At 62.7% G+C, this 20,952-nt stretch carries 18 protein-coding genes; all 18 read right to left on the minus strand.

Going from position 1 to position 20,952, the window contains the following annotated elements; translation table 11 throughout:
- Nucleotides 1-41: 41 nt before the first annotated feature.
- Complete coding sequence (tilS, locus tag V0R59_RS20170; protein ID WP_330076226.1) at nucleotides 42-1,340, minus strand: tRNA lysidine(34) synthetase TilS; 1,299 nt, start codon at nucleotides 1,338-1,340, stop codon at nucleotides 42-44.
- 143 nt (nucleotides 1,341-1,483) lie between these two features.
- A complete protein-coding gene (accA, locus tag V0R59_RS20175; RefSeq protein WP_330076227.1) occupies nucleotides 1,484-2,431 on the minus strand; it encodes an acetyl-CoA carboxylase carboxyl transferase subunit alpha in 948 nt (315 codons plus the stop codon).
- A gap of 98 nt (nucleotides 2,432-2,529) precedes the next feature.
- On the minus strand, nucleotides 2,530-6,054 hold the full coding sequence (dnaE, locus tag V0R59_RS20180) for a DNA polymerase III subunit alpha (RefSeq protein WP_330076228.1): 3,525 nt from the start codon (nucleotides 6,052-6,054) through the stop codon (nucleotides 2,530-2,532).
- Between the two features lie 105 nt (nucleotides 6,055-6,159).
- A complete protein-coding gene (rnhB, locus tag V0R59_RS20185) occupies nucleotides 6,160-6,789 on the minus strand; it encodes a ribonuclease HII (protein WP_330076229.1) in 630 nt (209 codons plus the stop codon).
- Entirely contained in the window at nucleotides 6,790-7,917 is a 1,128-nt protein-coding gene (gene lpxB, locus V0R59_RS20190) for a lipid-A-disaccharide synthase (RefSeq protein WP_330076230.1), read from the minus strand.
- Between the two features lies 1 nt (nucleotide 7,918).
- A complete protein-coding gene (gene lpxA / locus V0R59_RS20195; protein WP_330076231.1) occupies nucleotides 7,919-8,695 on the minus strand; it encodes an acyl-ACP--UDP-N-acetylglucosamine O-acyltransferase in 777 nt (258 codons plus the stop codon).
- Entirely contained in the window at nucleotides 8,692-9,132 is a 441-nt protein-coding gene (gene fabZ, locus V0R59_RS20200) for a 3-hydroxyacyl-ACP dehydratase FabZ (protein WP_009395253.1), read from the minus strand. The genes lpxA and fabZ overlap by 4 nt, the downstream gene beginning before the upstream one ends.
- A gap of 113 nt (nucleotides 9,133-9,245) precedes the next feature.
- Nucleotides 9,246-10,301: a UDP-3-O-(3-hydroxymyristoyl)glucosamine N-acyltransferase gene (lpxD, locus tag V0R59_RS20205; RefSeq protein ID WP_330076232.1), complete on the minus strand. Its 1,056-nt coding sequence runs from the start codon at nucleotides 10,299-10,301 to the stop codon at nucleotides 9,246-9,248.
- Between the two features lies 1 nt (nucleotide 10,302).
- The gene (locus tag V0R59_RS20210) at nucleotides 10,303-10,806 is read right to left on the minus strand and encodes an OmpH family outer membrane protein (protein WP_009395255.1); all 504 of its coding nucleotides are present in this window, start codon (nucleotides 10,804-10,806) and stop codon (nucleotides 10,303-10,305) included.
- Nucleotides 10,807-10,851: 45 nt separating this feature from the next.
- A complete protein-coding gene (bamA, locus tag V0R59_RS20215) occupies nucleotides 10,852-13,203 on the minus strand; it encodes an outer membrane protein assembly factor BamA (RefSeq protein ID WP_330076233.1) in 2,352 nt (783 codons plus the stop codon).
- Nucleotides 13,204-13,278: 75 nt separating this feature from the next.
- Complete coding sequence (gene rseP, locus V0R59_RS20220) at nucleotides 13,279-14,631, minus strand: sigma E protease regulator RseP (protein ID WP_330076234.1); 1,353 nt, start codon at nucleotides 14,629-14,631, stop codon at nucleotides 13,279-13,281.
- 34 nt (nucleotides 14,632-14,665) lie between these two features.
- Nucleotides 14,666-15,856: a 1-deoxy-D-xylulose-5-phosphate reductoisomerase gene (ispC, locus tag V0R59_RS20225; RefSeq protein ID WP_330076235.1), complete on the minus strand. Its 1,191-nt coding sequence runs from the start codon at nucleotides 15,854-15,856 to the stop codon at nucleotides 14,666-14,668.
- On the minus strand, nucleotides 15,853-16,671 hold the full coding sequence (locus V0R59_RS20230) for a phosphatidate cytidylyltransferase (RefSeq protein ID WP_330076236.1): 819 nt from the start codon (nucleotides 16,669-16,671) through the stop codon (nucleotides 15,853-15,855). Before V0R59_RS20230 ends, ispC begins: the two co-directional genes overlap by 4 nt.
- The gene (gene uppS, locus V0R59_RS20235; protein WP_330076237.1) at nucleotides 16,671-17,426 is read right to left on the minus strand and encodes a polyprenyl diphosphate synthase; all 756 of its coding nucleotides are present in this window, start codon (nucleotides 17,424-17,426) and stop codon (nucleotides 16,671-16,673) included. The genes V0R59_RS20230 and uppS overlap by 1 nt, the downstream gene beginning before the upstream one ends.
- A gap of 16 nt (nucleotides 17,427-17,442) precedes the next feature.
- On the minus strand, nucleotides 17,443-18,000 hold the full coding sequence (frr, locus tag V0R59_RS20240) for a ribosome recycling factor (protein ID WP_330076238.1): 558 nt from the start codon (nucleotides 17,998-18,000) through the stop codon (nucleotides 17,443-17,445).
- Nucleotides 17,997-18,740 carry a UMP kinase gene (pyrH, locus tag V0R59_RS20245; RefSeq protein ID WP_330076239.1) on the minus strand — a complete coding sequence of 248 codons (744 nt, stop codon included), beginning with the start codon at nucleotides 18,738-18,740 and terminating at the stop codon, nucleotides 17,997-17,999. The genes frr and pyrH overlap by 4 nt, the downstream gene beginning before the upstream one ends.
- Nucleotides 18,741-18,935: 195 nt before the next feature.
- Nucleotides 18,936-19,802, minus strand: a complete 867-nt coding sequence (gene tsf / locus V0R59_RS20250; RefSeq protein WP_330076240.1) for a translation elongation factor Ts — start codon at nucleotides 19,800-19,802, stop codon at nucleotides 18,936-18,938.
- 189 nt (nucleotides 19,803-19,991) lie between these two features.
- The gene (gene rpsB / locus V0R59_RS20255; RefSeq protein WP_330076241.1) at nucleotides 19,992-20,723 is read right to left on the minus strand and encodes a 30S ribosomal protein S2; all 732 of its coding nucleotides are present in this window, start codon (nucleotides 20,721-20,723) and stop codon (nucleotides 19,992-19,994) included.
- Nucleotides 20,724-20,952: the final 229 nt, after the last annotated feature.

Raw genomic sequence — 20,952 nt, forward strand, 5'->3', positions numbered from 1 at the left:
GCTGTATCAAGAAGGGAGCGTAGTCTACCCGAAGATGCCCATCACCTCAAACCTTGCTCACTCGTCGGTACGCTCCAGACGAGTTGCAAATCGCCATCAGTGAGGTCCGGCAGGTTGGCCACGGCCACCAGTCGCTCGCCCGCGAACAGCAATGGCAGGCGGCTGCGGACGAAGGACGGGACCTGGCGTTCGTTGAGCAGGCGCTTGAGATCGCGATGGCCGCGACCGGGGATATTCATGCTTTCGCCACCCTGACGGTAGGCGATTCGCAGAGGCTCCAGAGGAACCGTGCCGCTCAAGACCACGCTGCCATTGCCAGGCAGCAACAGTGCCTGTTGTGGATCATCCCAGGTCAATTCCGCGTCCGGAGCGTCCAGCCAGGCGCCGGAAAGCCAGTAGCAGCGCTCATCCGCCCGATGCAACTCGCCATCGGTGAGTTTCCAGACCGGCGACGCATCGACGCGGGCATCGCGCAGATCGCTCCACCCAGCCCAGTGATCGGTATCCGGCAGGCGAGTGAATCGTGAGAGCCAGAACTGCAGGGCATTGCGCTGACGCGCCGGGGAAAGCCGGGCAAGCGGCGGCAAGTGCAAGGAGGGCAACCCGAGCCACGAGAAGTCCTCGACGCCCTGCGCCCGCGCCAGATCGTCGCGGGCCAGTTCGTCGAGCAGCTCGCCAGCCTCGGCCAGATGAGCGGACGCACGAGCCAGGCTGCGGCTAGCCTGTGGCCAGCGTGAGGTCAGAGCCGGGAGCACCTGGTGACGCAGGTAATTGCGGTTGAATCGGGTATCGGCGTTGGACGGGTCTTCGACCCAGCTCAAACCCTGCGCCAGGGCAAATGCAAGCAGGTCGTCACGGGAAATATCCAGCAACGGCCGCACCAACAGGCCAGCAGCCAGCGACCTGCACTCCGGCATCGCCGCCAGACCACGCAGTCCGGCCCCCCGCAGCAAACGCAAGAGCAAGGTTTCGGCCTGGTCCTCGCGATGCTGGCCGGTCAGCAAGAGCTCACCAGGCTGCAGAACTTCAGCGAACGCCTGGTAACGAGCATCGCGCGCTGCCTGTTCGAGGCTCGCGCCCTGCACAACCTTCACCCGTCGCACCAGCAACTCGACACCCAATGCATCACACAAGCGCTGGCAGTGCTCGGGCCAGACATCGGCGGCATGCTGAAGCCCGTGATGAACATGAATGGCGCGCAAGGCCGGCCGTTCCTTCAGAGTCGCCAGAACATGCAGCAGCACGGTGGAATCCAGCCCGCCCGAGAGTGCCACGCACCAGCATGGCGCATCACGCCAGGGAGCCAGCTTGTCCTGCACCCGAGAGGCGAGATCAGTCATGTTCGACAACCTTGGTATAGAAACAATTGGGGCCGCTTTGCGGCCCTTCGCGAGCAAGCTCGCTCCCACAGGTAGGCGTGGGAGCGAGCTTGCTCGCGAAGGGCTGCAAGGCAGCCCCAAATAGCCGAGAGGGTGGCTTCAGGTCAGAGACCGTAGCTCATCAGTCGGTCATAACGACGCTTGAGCAGCGCGTCGTTGTCGAACTTCTTCAGCATGTCCAGTTGCTGGATCAGTTCCTCGCGGACCGAAGCCGACATCACGGCAGGGTCACGGTGGGCGCCGCCCAGCGGCTCCTGGATGACCTTGTCGACGATACCCAGGCCCTTCAGGCGCTCGGCGGTGATGCCCATGGCCTCGGCGGCGTCGGCAGCCTTCTCGGCGGTCTTCCACAGGATCGAGGCGCAACCTTCCGGCGAGATCACCGAGTAGGTCGAGTATTGCAGCATGTTCAGCTGGTCGCAGACACCGATGGCCAGCGCACCGCCGGAACCACCTTCACCGATGACGGTGGCGATGATCGGGGTTTTCAGGCGCGCCATGACACGCAGGTTCCAGGCGATCGCTTCGCTCTGGTTGCGCTCTTCGGCGTCGATGCCCGGGTAGGCGCCCGGGGTGTCGATGAAGGTCAGGATCGGCATCTTGAAGCGTTCGGCCATTTCCATCAGGCGGCAGGCCTTGCGGTAGCCTTCCGGACGCGGCATGCCGAAGTTGCGGCGAACCTTCTCGCGCACTTCACGGCCTTTCTGATGGCCGATGACCATCACCGGACGGTCTTCCAGGCGCGCGATGCCGCCAACGATCGCGGCGTCGTCGGCGAAGTGACGGTCGCCGTGCAGTTCGTCGAACTCGGTAAAGATGTGCTCGATGTAGTCCAGGGTGTACGGACGGCGCGGGTGACGCGCCAGGCGAGCGATCTGCCAGCTGGTCAGGTTGCTGAAGATGCTCTTGGTCAGCTCGCTGCTCTTGTCTTGCAGCCGACCGATCTCGTCGCCGATGTTCAGCGAGTTGTCATTGCCCACCAGGCGCAGCTCTTCGATCTTGGCTTGCAGGTCAGCGATCGGCTGTTCGAAATCCAGAAAATTCGGGTTCATAGGCTTCCGTCTTGGGTCGACGGCCAGGCGGCCGGCCGGTTGATCCGTTTGGCGCCCTACCTTAAGGGATCAGGCGCATTCAGGTCGAGATTAAAAATTCATCGATAGTGCAAAAAGACGTTCTCTCGACCGAACTGGTCACGCAGGGCCTGAATCAGGCCATCGGCCGGGTCGATCCGCCAGTCTTCACCGAACTGCAACTGGGCACGGGCGTCGCTGCCGGTGTATTCCATGCTTACCGGGCAGGCGCCGCGATGGCGCTTGAGCAGATCGCCGAGCCAGGCCAGGCGGTCGCCCTTGAGGGCATCGGCGTGGATCTTCAGGCGCAGGCTGTCGGCCAGATTGGTGCGCGCATCCTCCATGCTCATCACCCGCTTGACCCGCAGGCGCAGGCCACCGGAGAAGTCGTCGTTGCTGACTTCTCCCTCGATCACCACCATGGCATCGTTCTGCAGCAGCGATTGCGAGGCCATGAAGACATCGGCGAACAACGAGGCTTCAATGCGCCCGGAGCGGTCGTCGAGGGTGACGAAGCCCATCTTGTCGCCCTTCTTGTTCTTCATCACCCGCAGGGCAATGATCATCCCGGCCACGGTCTGGGTGTCGCGGGCCGGCTTGAGGTCGATGATGCGCTGGCGGGCAAAGCGGCGGATCTCGCCTTCGTATTCGTCGATCGGGTGGCCGGTGAGGTACAGGCCGAGGGTGTCCTTCTCGCCGCGCAGGCGCTCCTTGAGGGTCAGCTCGCGGGCCTTGCGGTGGTTGGCGTAGACGTCGGCATCCGGCTCGTCGAACAGACCGCCGAACAGGTCCGAGTGGCCACTGTCATGGGTGCGTGCGGTCTGTTCAGCGGACTTGATCGCCTCTTCCATGGCCGACAACAGTACCGCGCGGTTCTGGTCGACGTTGGCCTGGTAGGCCTTGATCTCGTCGTGGAAGAACGGTCCCAGGCGGTCCAGCGCGCCACTGCGCACCAGGGCATCGAGGGTGCGCTTGTTGATGCGCTTGAGGTCGACGCGGGCGCAGAAATCGAACAGGTCCTTGAACGGGCCGCCTTCGGCCCGCGCCTCCATGATCGCCTCCACCGGACCTTCGCCCACGCCCTTGATCGCGCCAAGGCCGTAGACGATGCGGCCGTCGTCGTTGACGGTGAACTTGAAGTCGGAGAAGTTCACGTCGGGCGCATCGAGGCGCAGCTTCATGCTGCGCACTTCCTCGATGAGGATCACCACCTTGTCGGTGTTGTGCATATCCGCCGACAGCACCGCAGCCATGAATGCAGCCGGGTGGTGGGTCTTCAGCCAGGCCGTCTGGTAGGAAACCAGGCCGTAGGCGGCGGAGTGGGATTTGTTGAAACCATAGCCGGCGAACTTTTCCACCAGGTCGAAGATGTTGCCCGCGAGGTCGCCATCGATGCCGTTGTTGGCGCAACCCTCGATGAAACCACCCCGCTGCTTGGCCATTTCCTCGGGCTTCTTCTTGCCCATCGCCCGACGCAGCATGTCCGCGCCGCCGAGGGTATAGCCGGCCATGACCTGGGCAATCTGCATCACCTGCTCCTGATACAGGATGATGCCGTAGGTCGGCGCCAGGACCGGTTGCAGGCCGTCGTACTGGTAGTCCGGATGCGGATAGGCCAGCTCGGCGCGGCCGTGCTTGCGGTTGATGAAGTCATCCACCATGCCCGATTGCAGCGGGCCCGGACGGAACAGCGCCACCAGTGCGATGAGGTCTTCCAGGCAGTCGGGCTTGAGCTTCTTGATCAGCTCCTTCATGCCGCGGGATTCGAGCTGGAACACCGCGGTGGTCTCGGCCCGTTGCAGCAGGTCGTAGGTGCGCTTGTCGTCCAGCGGAATGAAGTCGATGTTGACGTCCGGCAACCCCTGCTTGGCCTGCTCGCGGTTGATGATCTCCATCGCCCACTTGATGATGGTCAGGGTACGCAGGCCGAGGAAGTCGAACTTGACCAGGCCCGCCGCCTCGACGTCATCCTTGTCGAACTGGGTGATCAGGCCGCCCCCCTCTTCGTCGCAGGCGATCGGCGAGAAGTCGGTGAGCTTGGTCGGCGCGATCACCACGCCACCGGCGTGCTTGCCGGTACCCCGGGTGACCCCTTCCAGCTTGAGGGCCATGTCCCAGATTTCCTTGGCGTCCTCATCGGTCTTGAGGAAGTCGCGGAGTATCTCTTCCTGCTCGAAGGCCTTGTCCAGGGTCATCCCGACCTCGAACGGGATCATCTTCGACAGGCGATCCGCCAGGCCGTAGGACTTGCCCTGGACCCGCGCTACGTCACGCACCACCGCCTTCGCGGCCATGGTACCGAAGGTGATGATCTGGCTGACCGCGTTGCGTCCGTAGGCCTCGGCCACGTATTCGATCACCCGGTCGCGGCCGTCCATGCAGAAGTCGACGTCGAAGTCGGGCATGGAGATCCGTTCCGGGTTGAGGAAACGCTCGAACAGCAGGTCATAGGCCAGCGGGTCGAGGTCGGTGATCTTCAGCACGTAGGCGACCAGCGAGCCGGCACCCGAACCCCGGCCCGGACCTACCGGCACGCCGTTGTTCTTGGCCCACTTGATGAAGTCCATGACGATGAGGAAGTAACCGGGGAAGCCCATCTGGATGATGATGTCCAACTCGAACTTGAGCCGGTCCAGGTAGACCTGGCGCTTCTCTTCGTAATCCGGCGTGGTGTCCTTCGGCCAGAGCACCGCCAGACGCTCTTCCAGGCCTTCGTGGGAAACGTGGCGCAGGTAGTCGTCGATGCCCATGCCGTTCGGCGTGGGGAAGTCCGGCAGGAAGTACTTGCCAAGTTGCACGGTGATATTGCAGCGCTTGGCGATCTCGACGGTGTTTTCGAGAGCCTCGGGCAGGTCGCTGAACAGCTCGGCCATTTCTTCCGGACTCTTCAGGTACTGCTGGTCGCTGTAGTTGCGCGAACGACGCGGGTCATCGAGGGCCCGGCCTTCACCGATGCATACGCGGGTCTCGTGGGCGTCGAAGTCGGACTGCTTGATGAAGCGCACGTCGTTGGTCGCCACCAGCGGCGCGCCGAGGCGATCGGCCAGGGCCACGGCGGCATGCAGGTATTCTTCGTCGCCAGCGCGGTTGGTGCGTTGCACCTCGACATAGAAGCGATCCGGGAACATGCCCATCCAGTCACGCAGCAGGGCCTCGGCCTCGGCTTCGTTGCCGGACAGCAGGGCCATGCCGATATCACCTTCCTTGGCTGCGGACAGGGCGATCAGGCCCTCGGCGGCTTCGGCGATCCATTCGCGCTGGATGATCACCAGGCCATTGCGCTGGCCGTCGGTCCAGCCGCGGGAAATCAGTTCGGTGAGGTTGCGATAGCCCTGGGCGTCCATGGCCAGGAAGCAGATGCGCGCCAGGGCGGCATCCGGATCATCGCTGGCCAGCCACAGGTCGGCGCCACAGATCGGCTTGATGCCGGCGCCCATGGCGGTCTTGTAGAACTTGACCAGCGAACACATGTTGCTCTGGTCGGTCACCGCCACCGCCGGCATGTTCATCCCGGCCAGGGCCTTGGCGAGCGGCTTGATCCGCACCAGTCCGTCGACCAGCGAGAATTCGGTATGCAGGCGAAGATGAACGAAGGAAGCCGACATGATGATCCTATAGCAACGCAAAACGACAAGGCCCGGATTGTACCGGGCCCCGATCAAAACAACAGCCGCACCATGACGATCCGGACTGAAGGTGAATGCCTGGCCTCAAACCAGGCTCGACTGGCTGCCCAGCAGTTCCCGGGCCTCGTAGGCCGCCCGGACCGGCGCGAAGGAGCGCCGATGGATGGGCGTCGGCCCGAGGCGGGCCAGCGCTTCGAGATGGACTGGCGTCGGATAGCCCTTGTGGCCGCCGATACCGTAGCCCGGATAGATCAGCTCGAAAGCGGACATCTCGCGGTCACGAGTGACCTTGGCCAGGATCGACGCCGCCGCAATCGCCGGCACCTGGCTATCACCCTTCACCACGGGTGAAGCCGGCACCTGGAGCTTCGGGCAGCGGTTGCCGTCGATCAGCGCCAGTTTCGGCACGATATGCAGGCCTTCCACCGCGCGCTGCATGGCCAGCATGGTGGCGTGGAGAATGTTCAGTTCGTCGATCTCCTCGACTTCGGCCCGGGCGATACAGAAGCTCAGGGCCTTTTCGCAGATTTCGTCGAAAAGCTTCTCGCGACGGGCCTCGGTGAGTTTCTTCGAATCATTGAGGCCGAGGATCGGCCGTGCCGGATCGAGGATCACCGCAGCAGTCACCACCGCGCCACAGAGTGGGCCGCGGCCGACTTCGTCGACGCCGGCGACAAGGTCTTCGACCAGGTTGAAATCCAGTCCCATTTGCATTTATCGATCTTCCAGCAGGGCCAGGACCGCATCGGCGGCCTGGTTCGAGGCGTCGCGACGCAGGGTGCGGTGGATCCGGTCGAAGCCTTCGGTCTGTTGCGAACCATCCCGGACCAGCGGGGCCAGGGTCTGTGCCAGGGCCTCGCTGGTGGCGGCCTCCTGCAACAGTTCCGGCACCAGCAGGCGCTGGGCCAGCAGGTTGGGCAAGGACACGTAGGGACTTTTCACCAGACGCTTGAGAATCCAGTAGCTCAGCGGGGCCAAGCGGTAGGCCACGACCATCGGGCGCTTGAACAACAAGGCTTCGAGGGTTGCTGTACCGGAAGCGATCAGCACCGCATCGCAGGCGGCCAGGGCCTGGTGCGACTGGCCGTCGAGCAAGGTCAGCGGCAGGTCGCGACCGGCGAGCATTTGCTCCAGTTGCGCGCGACGCGTGGGGTTGGCACAGGGCGAGACGAAACGCACGCCAGGGACCAGCTCGCGCAAACGCTGGGCAGTATCGAAGAACAACGCTCCCAGGCGCCCGACTTCACCACCACGACTCCCTGGCATCAGGGCCACCAACGGGCCTTCAGGCAAACCGAGCGCCTGGCGCGCCGCCTGGCGATCGGCGTCGAGGGGAATGGTGTCCGCCAGTGGGTGGCCGACGAAACGCACCGGCACGCCCTGTTCCTCGTAGAACTTCGCCTCGAAGGGGAACAGGGTGAGCATCAGGTCGCAACCCTCGCGGATCTTCAGGACCCGCTTCTGCCGCCATGCCCAGACCGACGGGCTGACGTAGTGCACGGTCTTGATCCCGGCCTGGCGCAGTTTCAACTCGATGTTGAGGGTGAAGTCCGGCGCATCGATGCCGATGAAGACGTCAGGCTTTTCCGCGATCAGCGTATGGATCAGCAGCTTGCGCCGCTTGAGCAGCTCGGGCAGGCGGCCAAGCACCTCGACCAGGCCCATGACGGCCAGACGCTCCATCGGAAAGTAGGAGTCCAGGCCTTCGGCCTCCATCAGGGGGCCGCCAACACCAATGAAGCGAATCTCCGGATGGCGGGCCTTCAGGGCACGCATCAGGCCGGAACCGAGAATGTCGCCACTGGCCTCACCGGCCACCAGCGCTACGCAGAGAGCCGACATATCAGCGGGTGATGCCGCGAGCGGAGTTCTGGATCGTTTGACGGAACAGTTCGACTTCAGGGAACTGCTTCGCGGCCTCTTCCAGCTCGGCGATCGCCTGCTCGACGGTCAGCCCCTGGCGGTAGACCACCTTGTAGGCGCGCCGCAGGGCATGGATGGCGTCCTCGCTGAAACCGCGGCGGCGCATGCCCTCGAAGTTCATGCTACGCGCTTCGGCAGGGTTGCCGAACACGGTGACGAAGGCCGGAACGTCCTTGCCGATGGCCGTGCCCATGCCGGAGAAGCTGTGAGCGCCAATGTGGCAGAACTGGTGAACCAGGGTGAAACCGGAGAGGATCGCCCAGTCATCGACGTGCACATGGCCAGCCAGCGCGGTGTTGTTGACCAGGATGCAGTGATTGCCGATAACGCTGTCGTGGCCGATGTGGGCATAGGCCATGATCAGGTTGTGATCGCCGATGGTGGTTTCCGAACGGTCCTGAACGGTGCCGCGGTGGATGGTCACACCTTCGCGAATGACATTGTTGTCGCCGATCACCAGGCGAGTGGGTTCGCCCTTGTACTTCAGGTCCGGGGTGTCTTCGCCGACCGAGGAAAACTGGTAGATGCGGTTGTTGCGGCCGATACGGGTCGGCCCCTTGAGCACCACGTGCGGACCGATGACGGTCCCCTCCCCGATCTCGACATCCGGCCCGATGATCGACCAAGGACCGACCTCGACACCGTCGGCCAGCCTGGCCGAGGGGTCGATGATTGCCCGAGGGTCAATCAAACTCATAGTTTGCGTTCCGCACAGATGATCTCGGCGGAACAGACAGGCTTGCCGTCGACCGAAGCCTGGCAGTCGAACTTCCAGATCTGGCGCTTGCAGCTGATGAACTTGGCTTCCAGGATCAGCTGGTCACCCGGCAGCACCGGCTGGCGGAAACGCAGCTTGTCGGAGCCGACGAAGTAGTAGAGGGTGCCGTCCGTCGGCTTGGCATCGAGCATCTTGAAACCGAGGATGCCGGCCGCCTGGGCCATTGCCTCGATGATCAGCACGCCGGGCATGATCGGGTGCGCCGGGAAGTGACCATTGAAGAAGGGCTCGTTGATGCTGACATTCTTGTAGGCACGAATGCGCTGGCCCTCGACATCGAGTTCCACTACCCGGTCCACGAGCAGGAACGGGTAACGGTGGGGCAGGTATTCGCGAATCTCGTTGATGTCCATCATTTCTGGGGGAAGCCTGTAGTAAAGATAGGGAGCATGCGCCGTGCGCCATGCACCTTTTGCAGATCAAGAAAGCCAACCGGCAATCGCGCTGCGGCCTTGATCAGGAAAGGGTATCAGCCATCAGATGATGGCTGGCCGCCTGAGGTCACGGTTTCGACGCGCTTTTCCAGTTGTTGCAGGCGCTTGGCCATGTCATCCAGCTGGCGAATCCGCGCCGCGCTCTTGCGCCAGTCGCCCAAGGTCTGCATCGCCGTGCCGGAGGAGTAGCCGCCGGGTTCGGTAATGGAGCGGGTGACCATGGTCATGCCGGAAACGAAAACGTTGTCGCAGACATCGATGTGACCCACCATGCCGACACCGCCGGCGATGGTGCAATGCTTGCCGATTCTGGTGCTTCCCGAGATGCCGACACAGGCCGCCATGGCCGTGTGGTCACCGACCTGCACGTTATGGGCGATCTGGATCTGGTTGTCGAGCTTCACGCCATCGCCGATACGGGTATCGGCAAGCGCGCCGCGGTCGATCGCGGTGTTCACGCCGATTTCCACGTCATCGCCGATGCTGACGCCACCGATCTGGGCGATCTTCTGCCAGACGCCCTTCTCGTTGGCGAAGCCGAACCCTTCACCACCCAGCACCGCACCGGACTGGATGACCACGCGCTTGCCGATGCGCACGTCGTGGTACAGGGTGACCCGCGGGGCCAGCCAGCCACCTTCGCCGACCACGCTGCGCGCGCCGATGAAGCAGTGGGCACCCACGGTAACTTTGGCCGCGATCACCGCGCCGCTTTCGATAACCGCAAATGGCCCGATGCTGGCGCTGGCATCGACCTGCGCGTCCACCGCCACCACGGCGCTGGGATGGATTCCCGCCACAGCCCTGGGTTTGGGGTCGAACAGATGGGAAATGCGGGCATAGGCCAGATACGGGTCTGGAACGATCAGCGCGTTGCCGGCAAAGCCTTCGGCGTCGGCGGCACGCAGCAGCACCGCAGCTGCCTGGGTATCGACCAGGTATTTGCGGTACTGGGGATTGGCAAGGAAGCTCAACTGGCCGGAGCCGGCTTCCTGCAGGGTCGCGAGACCAGTGATTTCGAGTTCTTCGGGGCCCTGCAAGGTAGCCCCGAGGAACTCGGCCAACTGGCCGAGTTTCATGGTCGCCGTCATATCAACGGGACTGGTTCATGCGCTCGATGACCTGGCGGGTGATGTCGTACTGAGGCTTGACATCGATGACCGCGCCACGCTCGAGAACCAGGTCGAAACCACCTTTCTTGATGACCTCCTCGACGGCGCCATCCAGTTTCGGCTTGAGCTGCTTGAGCATGTCACGGTCGGCCACGGCCTTGGCTTCGTTCAGTTCCTTGGACTGGAACTGGAAGTCACGGGCTTTCTGCTTGAATTCAAGCTCCAGGCGCTCGCGCTCGCCTTGCGGCATCTTGTCGCCGCCCTTGACCAGGCGGTCCTGGATGCCCTTGGCGCTGCTTTCCAGATTCTTCAGCTTGGTCAGTTGCGGACCGAACTTCTTCTCCGCATCGACCGCGTAGGCCTTGGCAGCATCGGATTCCAGCAAGGCCATCTGATAGTTCAGAACGGCAACTTTCATTTCGGCAAACGCCGGGGTCGCGACCAGGGCCGCGGCCAGTACCGCCAGTTGAGTCAACTTACGCACGATGCACTCCTACAGAATCCGTTGTCGTTTACGTGAACCAGACCCTTAGAAGGTCTGGCCCAGAGAGAATTGGAACACCTGGGTATCGGCATCGTCCGGTTTCTTCACCGGCATCGCCAGGCTGAAGCTCAACGGACCCAGTGCGGTAATCCAGGTTACGCCCAGGCCGACGGAGCTGGCCAGGCCGGACAGGCCGACCTTCTCGCAATCGGGCTTGGAGCCGCAGTTGGTGTCGAACACGTTACCCACATCCCAGAAGACCGAGGTCCGCAGGGAGCGCTGGTCCTTGACGAACGGCAGCGGGAACAACAATTCCACACCGCCCTGCACCAGGACGTTGCCGCCGAACGGCAGCGGATCCTGGTCCGGGTCGAGCGCGGTACCAGGGTTGGTGCCCTTGCTCGGCGTACTGCGTGGACCGAGGCTGCTGTCCTTGAAGCCGCGAACCGAGTTGAAACCACCCGCGTAGTAGTTCTCATAGAACGGCAGGCCCGAGGTGGAACCGTAGCCGTCGCCATAGCCCAGCTCGGTGTGCAGGCGCAGGGTGTAGTCGTTGGTAATTGGCTTGAACAGCTGGCCGCGGTAGTCGAGCTTGAAGAACGACAGGTCGCTGCCTGGCGTGGTCGCTTCCAGGGTCAGGCTTTGCGAGTGGCCACGAGTGGCCAGCACGCCCTTGTTCAGGGTCGACTCGGACCAGCCGGCCGACGCCTTGAAGTTCAGGAAACTGTCGTCGCCTTCCTTCTGCAGGAAATCGAAGATCTCGTCGACGGTGTAGGTACCGGTCTTGATCTTGTCCTGCTGGACGCTCAGGCCGAAGGTCAGGCGCGAGGTCTCGCTGATCGGGTAGCCGACGTTGACACCGGCACCCAGGCTGTCCACCGCATAGCTCGCCACGTCGACGTCGAGGTCATCGTAGTTGGTGGTGCGGTAGAACGCGTTGTAGCCCAGGCTGACGCCATCGGCAGTCCAGTAGGGGTCCACGAAGCCGAAGTTGTATCGGCTCTGGTATTCGGAACGGGTCAGGCCAATGGAAACCTTGTTACCGGTACCCAGGAAGTTGTTCTGGCTGATCGAACCACCAAGGATCAGACCGGCGCTCTGGGCGAAACCGACGCTGGCGGTGATCGAGCCGGAAGCCTGCTCTTCCACGGTGTAGTTCACGTCGACCTGGTCGTCGGTACCCGGAACAGCCGGGGTCTCGACGTTGGCTTCCTTGAAGAAGCCCAGGCGCTCCAGACGGGTCTTGGACTGGTCGATCAGGTAGGTCGAGGCCCAGCCACCTTCCATCTGGCGCATTTCGCGACGCAGCACTTCGTCCTCGGACTTGGTGTTGCCGCGGAAGTTGATGCGGTTGACGTAGGCACGCTTGCCCGGATCGACGACGAAGGTGATGTCGACGGTATGGTCTTCGTCGTGCGGCTGTGGCACGCCGTTGACGTTGGCGAAGGTATAGCCTTCGTTACCCAGGCGGCGGGTGATCAGCTCGGAGGTGGTGGTCATCACCTTGCGCGAGAACACCTGGCCAGGCTGGGCCAGCAGCAGCGCGCGGACCTGGTCTTCCGGAACCTTGAGGTCGCCGGAGAGCTTCACGTCGCGAACGGTGTACTTCTCGCCTTCGTTGATGTTGACGGTGATGTAGACGTGCTTCTTGTCCGGGGTGATCGACACCTGGGTAGAAGCGATGTCCATGTTGATGTAACCGCGGTCCAGGTAGTAGGAACGCAGGCGCTCGAGGTCACCGGAGAGTTTTTCGCGGGCGTACTTGTCGTCGTTCTTGAAGAAGGACAGCCAGTTGGTGGTCTTGAGCTCGAACAGGCCCTGCAGGTCTTCGTCGGAGAACACGGTGTTGCCCACGACGTTGATGTGCTGGATCGCAGCGACCGTGCCTTCGTTGATCTTGATCTTCAGGCCGACGCGGTTGCGCGGTTGCGGCACCACCTCGGCGTCAACCTCGGCCGAGTAGCGGCCCTGGGCGACGTACTGGCGTTGCAGCTCGTTACGCACGCCTTCGAGGGTCGCGCGCTGGAAGATCTCGCCTTCGGCCAGGCCGGACTGTTTCAGGCCCTTCATCAGGTCTTCGGTGCTGATCGCCTTGTTGCCCTCGATCTCGATGCTGGAGACCGACGGACGCTCGACGACGTTGATGATCAGGACGTTGCCGTCGCGGCTCAGGTTGATGTCCTGGAAGAACCCGGTCTTGAAGAGGGAACGGGTCGACTCCACCAGGCGACTGTCATCCGCCTGGTCACCGACGTTCAATGGCAGGGCACCGAAAACGCTGCCCGCGGAAACCCGCTGCAGACCGTTTACACGAATATCGGAGATGGTGAAGGACTCGGCGTGAACTTCAGCGATCATCAGTGCGGCGAGAGCCGCAGTTAGCAGCAGACGTTTCATGAAGTCCTTTTTTATTCCAACTGGCAATAAACGACCCGCCGCAAGGACGCGGCAGGCTCGCAATTGAGCGAAGCTTTACAGTCGACCCAAATCGTTGATCAGGGCGAGCAACATCACCCCGACTACCAAACTGATACCGATCTGGACCCCCCAACCTTGCACCCGATCCGACAGCGGACGACCACGCACCCACTCGACCAGGTAAAACAGCAAATGCCCCCCATCCAGAACGGGGATGGGCAGCAAATTGAGAACCCCGAGGCTAATGCTCAGATAGGCAAGGAAATTCAGGAAATCCCCAAGGCCGGACTGGGCTGAAGCGCCCGCCACTTTAGCAATGGTTATCGGTCCGCTCAAGTTTTTTACCGAGAGCTCGCCGAAGAGCATTTTCTTCAGCGAATCAAGGGTCAGGACACTCATGTTCCAGGTCCGGGAAAGGCCCTCGCCCACTGCTTCCAACGGCCCGTAGCTGACCTCGCGAAGCATCTCCTTCGGCCACTCCGTCGCGGCCACGCCGGCGCCAAGGTAACCGCTGGCGGCCTTCCCTTCACCACGACTGGCGAGGATTACCGGCACCTCGATCCGCGCGCCATCACGTTCCACGCCGAAGACGACTTTCGCGCTGGCATGGCCGCGAACGTTGTCGACCACCTGTTGCCAGTCATTCAACGACTGACCATCGAGGGTCAGCAAGCGATCACCGGTCTTGAGCCCGGCAGCCTGGGCGGGGCCTTTCGGATCGAGCTCGGCGATTACCGGCGCCAGCGCCGGGCGCCATGGGCGGATACCCAGCGAACTGATCGGATCCGGCTCATCGGCACCCTTGAGCCAGCTGTCCAGCGCCACAGTACGGCTGTCGACGGCGCTGGCACCTTCGCCACGCACATCGATGCGCAGCGATCCGCTCTCACCCAGGCGACGCACCAGTTGCAGATTGACCGCTCCCCAACCGCTGGTCGGCTTGCCGTCGATCGCGACGATTTCCTGCCCCGCACTCAGGCCGGCTACCGCTGCCAGGCTACCGGGTTCGACATTTCCGATGACCGGACGCACCTGCTGGCTGCCGAGCATGGCGAGCAACCAGAAGAACAGGATGGCGAGAAGGAAGTTGGCTATCGGACCGGCTGCGGTGATGGCGATACGCTGGAGAACGGTCTTGCGATTGAAGGATTGCTCGCGCTGCGCAGGGTCGACATCGCCTTCGCGCTCGTCGAGCATCTTGACGTAGCCGCCCAGTGGAATGGCAGCGACGACGAACTCCGTGCCCTGGCGGTCGTGCCAGCGCAGCAGCGGCGTGCCGAAGCCCACGGAGAAGCGCAAGACCTTGACGCCGCAGCGACGAGCCACCCAGAAGTGGCCGAATTCGTGAAAGGTAACCAGAACACCCAGGGCGACCAGGGTGCCGATAATCATGTAGAGCGCACTCATGTCTTTCTCCGAATAACGTTCAGGCAGACCGCGACTAGCGTCCGTGGCGCGTCAACCACTCTCCTGCCAGCTCGCGAGCCCGCTGGTCGGCGGCGAACACCGCGTCGAGCGAGTCAACGGCAACCACCGGCTCCCGCTCCAGCACCTGTTCGATCATACTCGCGATCTCCGGGAAGCGGATGCGCCGCTGGAGAAACGCTTCCACGGCGATCTCGTTGGCCGCGTTAAGCACTGCCGGTGCGCTGTTGCCCGCTTCCGCCGCTTCGCGCGCCAGGCGCAGGCAAGGGAAACGCGCCTCGTCCGGCGCCTCGAAGTCCAGGCGGGCGATGTCGAACAGGTCCAGTGGCGCCACGCCGGAGTCGATGCGCTCCGGCCAGGCCAGGGCATTGGCGATCGGGGTGCGCATGTCCGGGTTGCCCAACTGGGCCAGCACCGAACCGTCGACATAATCGACGAGCGAGTGAATCACACTTTGCGGATGCACCACCACCTCGACCCGGGATGGTGGCGCATCGAACAGCCAGCAGGCCTCGATCAGTTCAAGCCCCTTGTTCATCATGCTCGCGGAGTCGACGGAAATCTTCCGACCCATGGACCAGTTCGGATGGGCGCAGGCCTGCTCCGGGGTGACCTGGGCCAGTTCGCTGGCCAGGGTCTGACGGAACGGGCCGCCCGATGCTGTCAGCAGGATCCGACGAACCCCCACTTGCCCCATGCCACGCGCGTAGTCGACGGGCAGACACTGGAAGATCGCGTTGTGCTCGCTGTCGATCGGCAGCAACACGGCGTTGTGGCGTCGCACGGCGTCCATGAACAAGGCGCCGGACATCACCAGCGCTTCCTTGTTGGCCAGCAGGACTTTCTTCCCCGCCTCCACCGCTGCCAGCGTCGGGCGCAAGCCCGCCGCGCCGACGATGGCCGCCATCACCGCGTCGACCTGCGGGTCCGCGGCAACCGCGCACAGGCCACGCTCGCCCACCAGCACCTCGGTGCGCGAACCCGCCGCATCGAGGCCGGCGCGCAGGGTCGCCGCCGAACCCTCTTCCGGGACCACGGCGAATACCGGCGCGTGCTTGAGGCACAGCGCCAGCAACTCGTCCAGTCGCGAGTAGCCGGTCAGGGCGAAGGTTTCATAGCGCTCGGGATGCCGGGCAATGACGTCCAGCGTGCTCAGGCCAATGGAGCCGGTGGCTCCGAGCACGGTAATACGTTGCGGGCGGCTCACAGCATGCTGCCCCAGTCAGCCGCCCAGAGAATCACGGCGAACAGCGGGATGGCAGCGGTGAGGCTGTCGATGCGGTCGAGAATACCGCCGTGACCCGGCAGCAGGTTGCTGCTGTCCTTGATCCCGGAACGGCGCTTGAACATGCTTTCGGTCAGGTCGCCAACCACGGAGCCCATGACGATCACCGCCGCGCCGAGCAGGCCGAGCAGCAGTTCGCCGAAGCCCCAGTGCCGGGTCAAGCCGACGCCAAGGGTGATCGCCAGGCTCAGCGCCAGCCCACCATAGACACCCTCCCAACTCTTGCCGGGACTGACCTGCGGCGCCAGCTTGCGCTTGCCGAAGGCCCGACCGGAGAAGTAGGCACCGATGTCCGCCCCCCAGACCAGCACCATGACCGCGAGAATCAGCCAGTTGCCCATGGCCCAGTGCTTCAGCAGCACCAAGCCTTGCCAAGCTGGCAGCAGGATCAGTGCGCCGATCAGCAGACGACAGGCGGCGCTGGCCCACAGCTCGCTGCTGCGTGGGTAGGTCATCACCAGCCAGGTCGCCACGCCCCACCACAGCACCGAAGCCCCCAGCACCCACGGCGCCAGGTCCGGCATCAGGTACAGCAGCATCAGCAGCCCGGCGATGACCGCGGCATAGGCCACGCGCAGCGCCTGGCCCACAAGACCGGCCAGGCGCGCCCACTCCCAGGCACCCAGGGTGACCACCAGGCCGATGAACAGGGCAAAATCGGCCCCATCGAGCAGGAAGAACCCGCCCAGGGCGATCGGCAGCAGGATCAGCGCGGTAATGATGCGTTGCTTGAGCATTAAGCACGGGCTCCAGCTTCGACCTGCTCGCTGGTTTTACCGAAGCGGCGCTGGCGCGAAGCGAAATCGGCCAGCGCATTGCGCATGGCCTCGTGTTTGAAGTCCGGCCAGTAGAGGTCGGAGAAGTACAGCTCGGCGTAGGCCAGCTGCCACAGCAGGAAGTTGCTGATGCGATGCTCGCCCCCGGTGCGGATGCACAGGTCCGGCAACGGCAGGTCGCCGGTGGCCAGGCAGGTCTGCAACAGGTCGGGGGTGATGTCTTCCGGCCGCAGATGGCCGGCCTGGACTTCGCGAGCCAGGCGCTGGGCGGCCTGGGCGATATCCCACTGACCGCCGTAGTTGGCGGCGATCTGCAGGATGAAGCGATTGTTGCCAGCAGTCAGCGCTTCGGCCTCCCGCATGGCAGCCTGCAGTTCAGGGTGGAAACGCGAGCGATCCCCGATGATCCGCAGGCTGATGTTGTTCTCGTTGAGGCGCTTGGCTTCCCGGCGCAAGGCCGAGAAGAACAGCTCCATCAACGCCCCGACCTCGTCGGCCGGGCGTTGCCAGTTTTCGCTGGAGAAGGCGAACAGGGTCAGCACCTCGACCCTGGCCTCGGCACAGACCTCGATAACGGCCCGCACCGCGTCCACCCCGGCCTTGTGCCCGGCGACACCGGGCAACAGGCGCTTCTTCGCCCAGCGATTATTTCCGTCCATGATGATCGCGACGTGGCGCGGCACCGAGGACGGCACACCCTGCTTGCTCTTTTCCATTGAAAAAACCCCGACCTTAAACGGCCATCAGGTCCTTTTCTTTTGCTTCCAGAGCCTTGTCGACTTCAGCGACAAACTTGTCGGTGAGTTTCTGCAGCTCGTCAGCGGCGCGACGTTCTTCGTCTTCGCTGATTTCCTTGTCCTTGGACAGTTTCTTCAGGTCGGCCAGGGCATCGCGACGCACGTTGCGCACGGAAACCTTGGCGTCCTCGGCAACGCCGCGGGCCTGTTTGGTGTAGCCCTTGCGGGTTTCCTCGGTCAGAGCCGGCATCGGTACGCGGATGGTGGTACCGGCGCTGCTCGGGTTCAGACCCAGGTCGGAGGTCAGGATGGCCTTCTCGATGGCGGCGCTCAGGTTCTTGTCGTGAGCGACGATCTTCAGGGTACGGGCGTCTTCGACGGAGATCGCCGCGACCTGGTTCAGCGGCATCTCGCTACCCCAGGCAGTGACCTTGACGCTGTCGAGGATGCTCGGGTGGGCACGACCGGTGCGGATCGCCGCCAGGTTGCGACCCAGGGCCTCGATGGACTTGCTCATGCGGTCCTGAGCATCTTTCTTGATATCGTTGATCATTCTTCGCCTTCCTCGATCAGAGTTCCTTCAGCGCCGCCCACTACGATGTTCAGCAGAGCGCCAGGCTTGTTCATGTTGAATACCCGCAACGGCATCTTATGGTCACGGCACAGGCAGATTGCGGTCAGGTCCATAACGCCAAGTTTGCGGTCGAGTACTTCATCGTACGTCAGACGGTCGAATTTCTCGGCATGCGGATCCTTGAACGGATCGGCAGTGTACACGCCGTCGACCTTGGTTGCCTTCAACACGACGTCGGCATCGATTTCGATCGCGCGCAGGCAGGCGGCCGAGTCGGTGGTGAAGAACGGGTTGCCGGTACCGGCGGAGAAAATCACCACGTCGCCGGAGTTGAGGTGGCGGATACCCTTGCGGCGGTCATAGTGATCGGTGACGCCGACCATGGAAATCGCCGACATGACGATGGCGGGGATGTTCGAGCGCTCCAGGGCGTCGCGCATGGCCAGGGCGTTCATCACGGTCGCCAGCATGCCCATGTGGTCACCGGTGACGCGATCCATGCCGGCCGCGCTCAGTGCCGCACCACGGAACAGGTTGCCACCACCGATCACCAGGCCGACCTGGACACCGATGCCGACCAGCTGGCCGACTTCCAGGGCCATGCGATCCAGCACCTTCGGGTCGATCCCGAAGTCTTCCGAGCCCATCAGGGCCTCGCCGCTAAGTTTGAGCAAAATGCGTTTATAGCGAGGTTGACGACCACTAACCTGCTGAGCCATTGCGAATCTCTCCTGCGGCGTTTGTATAAATTCCGGGCGGACTGTTTTCAGTCTGCGCCAACTGTAGCTTGGCACCCACGGGGCGCCAGGGCACAAGCGAATTCCGGCTTTTGGCAGAAAAAGCGCCTGCGCTTTGACAAAGAGGCTGCGCGCGTGAGCGGGCAGCCTCTTTGGGGCGACAGATGTAGATCCGTCTTATTGCTTCTGGGCAGCAGCCACTTGAGCGGCAACTTCGTCAGCGAAGTTGTCGACTGGCTTCTCGATGCCCTCGCCTACTTCGTAACGAACGAAGGAAACGACTTCGGCACCAGCTTTCTTGGCCAGGTCACCGACCTTGACTTCCGGATCCATGATGAAGGCTTGCTCGACCAGGCTGGCTTCAGCCAGGAACTTGGCGATACGGCCCTTGATCATGTTCTCGACGATGTTCTCTGGCTTGCCGGCGATTTTCTCGGCGTTCAGCTGCAGGAAGATTTCTTTTTCCTTGGCAACCAGCTCCTCGGAAACGTCTTCCGGACGAACAACGGCAGGGTTGCTGGCCGCGACGTGCATGGCGATGTGTTTTGCCAGCTCTTCGTTGCCGCCTTTCAGGACAACCAGGACGCCGATGCGGTGGCCGTGCAGGTAGGAACCGACAACGTCACCTTCGACAGCGGTCAGGCGACGGATGTTGACGTTCTCGCCGCACTTGGCAACCAGGGCTTCACGAGCAGCTTCGCGGGAAGCGATCAGCGGAGCGGCGTCGGTCAGCTTCTGCTCGAACGCTTCGTTCAGGCTGTCCTTGACGAAGCCTTTGAAGTCGTCCTGCAGAGCCAGGAAGTCGGTCTGCGAGTTGACTTCGATGATCAGGCCACGGCCAGCTTCGGTACGAACGGCGATCGAACCTTCGGCGGCGATGTTGCCAGCCTTCTTGGCAGCCTTGATGGCGCCGGAAGCGCGCATGTCGTCGATGGCCTTCTCGATGTCGCCACCAGCGGCAACCAGTGCCTTCTTGCACTCCATCATGCCCTGGCCGGTACGCTCACGCAGTTCTTTTACCAGCGCTGCAGTAATTTCTGCCATTTCAAAATCCTCTTGGATAGGTTTTCAACCATTCCACCCGCTGTTCACGGGGGTTCAATTCTGGAAATCCGCTGCCTGTCTTTCCATGCGGCGCGTCGATGATGCGGACGCTTGGCGACAGGAGGATTTCAAGGTGGCAAAAAGGGGGCCTAGCCCCCTTTTTGCGTGCCAAGTCGACGCTAGCGTCTATTACTCAGCAGCTGGCGCTTCTTCAGCGTAAACTTCGGTGCCGCCGGCAACGTTGTTGCGGCCACGGATCACGGCGTCAGCCATCAGACCCATGTACAGCTGGATGGCGCGGATGGCGTCATCGTTGCCTGGGATGATGTAGTCGACACCCTCCGGGCTGCTGTTGGTATCGACAACGCCGATGACCGGAATACCCAGCTTGTTGGCTTCGGTGATGGCAATGCGCTCGTGGTCGACGTCGATCACGAACAGGGCATCAGGCAGGCCGCCCATGTCCTTGATACCGCCCAGGCTGCGATCCAGTTTTTCCAGATCACGGGAGCGCATCAGCGCTTCTTTCTTGGTCAGCTTGGCGAAAGTGCCGTCTTCAGCCTGGGTTTCCAGCTCGCGCAGACGCTTGATCGAGGCGCGGATGGTCTTGTAGTTGGTCAGCATGCCGCCCAACCAGCGGTGGTCGACGTACGGCGAGCCGCAACGTGCTGCTTCTTCAGCAACGATCTTGCCAGCGGAACGCTTGGTGCCGACGAACAGGATCTTGTTCTTGCCCTGGGCCAGGCGCTCTACGAAGGTCAGGGCCTCGTTGAACATCGGCAGGGTTTTTTCCAGGTTGATGATGTGAATCTTGTTGCGCGCGCCGAAAATGAACTTGCCCATTTTCGGGTTCCAGTAACGGGTCTGGTGGCCGAAGTGCACACCGGCCTTCAGCATATCGCGCATGTTGACTTGGGACATGATAGTTCCTTGATAAGTCGGGTTGGGCCTCCACGCATCCCAATGACCAACCCGCAATCCGTGGATCGGGGCACCCAGGTCACCGTGTCGATACGTGTGTGGGTTTGAGCTTTCGGGGCCATCCCCGGAAAGCGGCGCATTTTATACCACACTCGAATGACGAACGAAACCCGAAATGCCAACGCCCTCCTGGCCTTTTGCACCCCCGGACGCAATCGGGCCAGAATGC

The sequence above is a fragment of the Pseudomonas ulcerans genome, assembly GCF_036324125.1.
In the GTDB taxonomy this organism is placed as follows: domain Bacteria; phylum Pseudomonadota; class Gammaproteobacteria; order Pseudomonadales; family Pseudomonadaceae; genus Aquipseudomonas; species Aquipseudomonas ulcerans.

Excerpts from the sequence above, each read along its gene's own strand:
- tilS (WP_330076226.1), bottom strand. The coding sequence starts at position 1,340 with ATGACTGATCTCGCCTCTCGGGTGCAGGACAAGCTGGCTCCCTGGCGT.
- accA (WP_330076227.1), bottom strand. The coding sequence starts at position 2,431 with ATGAACCCGAATTTTCTGGATTTCGAACAGCCGATCGCTGACCTGCAA.
- dnaE (WP_330076228.1), bottom strand. The coding sequence starts at position 6,054 with ATGTCGGCTTCCTTCGTTCATCTTCGCCTGCATACCGAATTCTCGCTG.
- rnhB (WP_330076229.1), bottom strand. The coding sequence starts at position 6,789 with ATGCAAATGGGACTGGATTTCAACCTGGTCGAAGACCTTGTCGCCGGC.
- lpxB (WP_330076230.1), bottom strand. The coding sequence starts at position 7,917 with ATGTCGGCTCTCTGCGTAGCGCTGGTGGCCGGTGAGGCCAGTGGCGAC.
- lpxA (WP_330076231.1), bottom strand. The coding sequence starts at position 8,695 with ATGAGTTTGATTGACCCTCGGGCAATCATCGACCCCTCGGCCAGGCTG.
- fabZ (WP_009395253.1), bottom strand. The coding sequence starts at position 9,132 with ATGATGGACATCAACGAGATTCGCGAATACCTGCCCCACCGTTACCCG.
- lpxD (WP_330076232.1), bottom strand. The coding sequence starts at position 10,301 with ATGACGGCGACCATGAAACTCGGCCAGTTGGCCGAGTTCCTCGGGGCT.
- bamA (WP_330076233.1), bottom strand. The coding sequence starts at position 13,203 with ATGAAACGTCTGCTGCTAACTGCGGCTCTCGCCGCACTGATGATCGCT.
- rseP (WP_330076234.1), bottom strand. The coding sequence starts at position 14,631 with ATGAGTGCGCTCTACATGATTATCGGCACCCTGGTCGCCCTGGGTGTT.
- V0R59_RS20230 (WP_330076236.1), bottom strand. The coding sequence starts at position 16,671 with ATGCTCAAGCAACGCATCATTACCGCGCTGATCCTGCTGCCGATCGCC.
- uppS (WP_330076237.1), bottom strand. The coding sequence starts at position 17,426 with ATGGAAAAGAGCAAGCAGGGTGTGCCGTCCTCGGTGCCGCGCCACGTC.
- frr (WP_330076238.1), bottom strand. The coding sequence starts at position 18,000 with ATGATCAACGATATCAAGAAAGATGCTCAGGACCGCATGAGCAAGTCC.
- pyrH (WP_330076239.1), bottom strand. The coding sequence starts at position 18,740 with ATGGCTCAGCAGGTTAGTGGTCGTCAACCTCGCTATAAACGCATTTTG.
- tsf (WP_330076240.1), bottom strand. The coding sequence starts at position 19,802 with ATGGCAGAAATTACTGCAGCGCTGGTAAAAGAACTGCGTGAGCGTACC.
- rpsB (WP_330076241.1), bottom strand. The coding sequence starts at position 20,723 with ATGTCCCAAGTCAACATGCGCGATATGCTGAAGGCCGGTGTGCACTTC.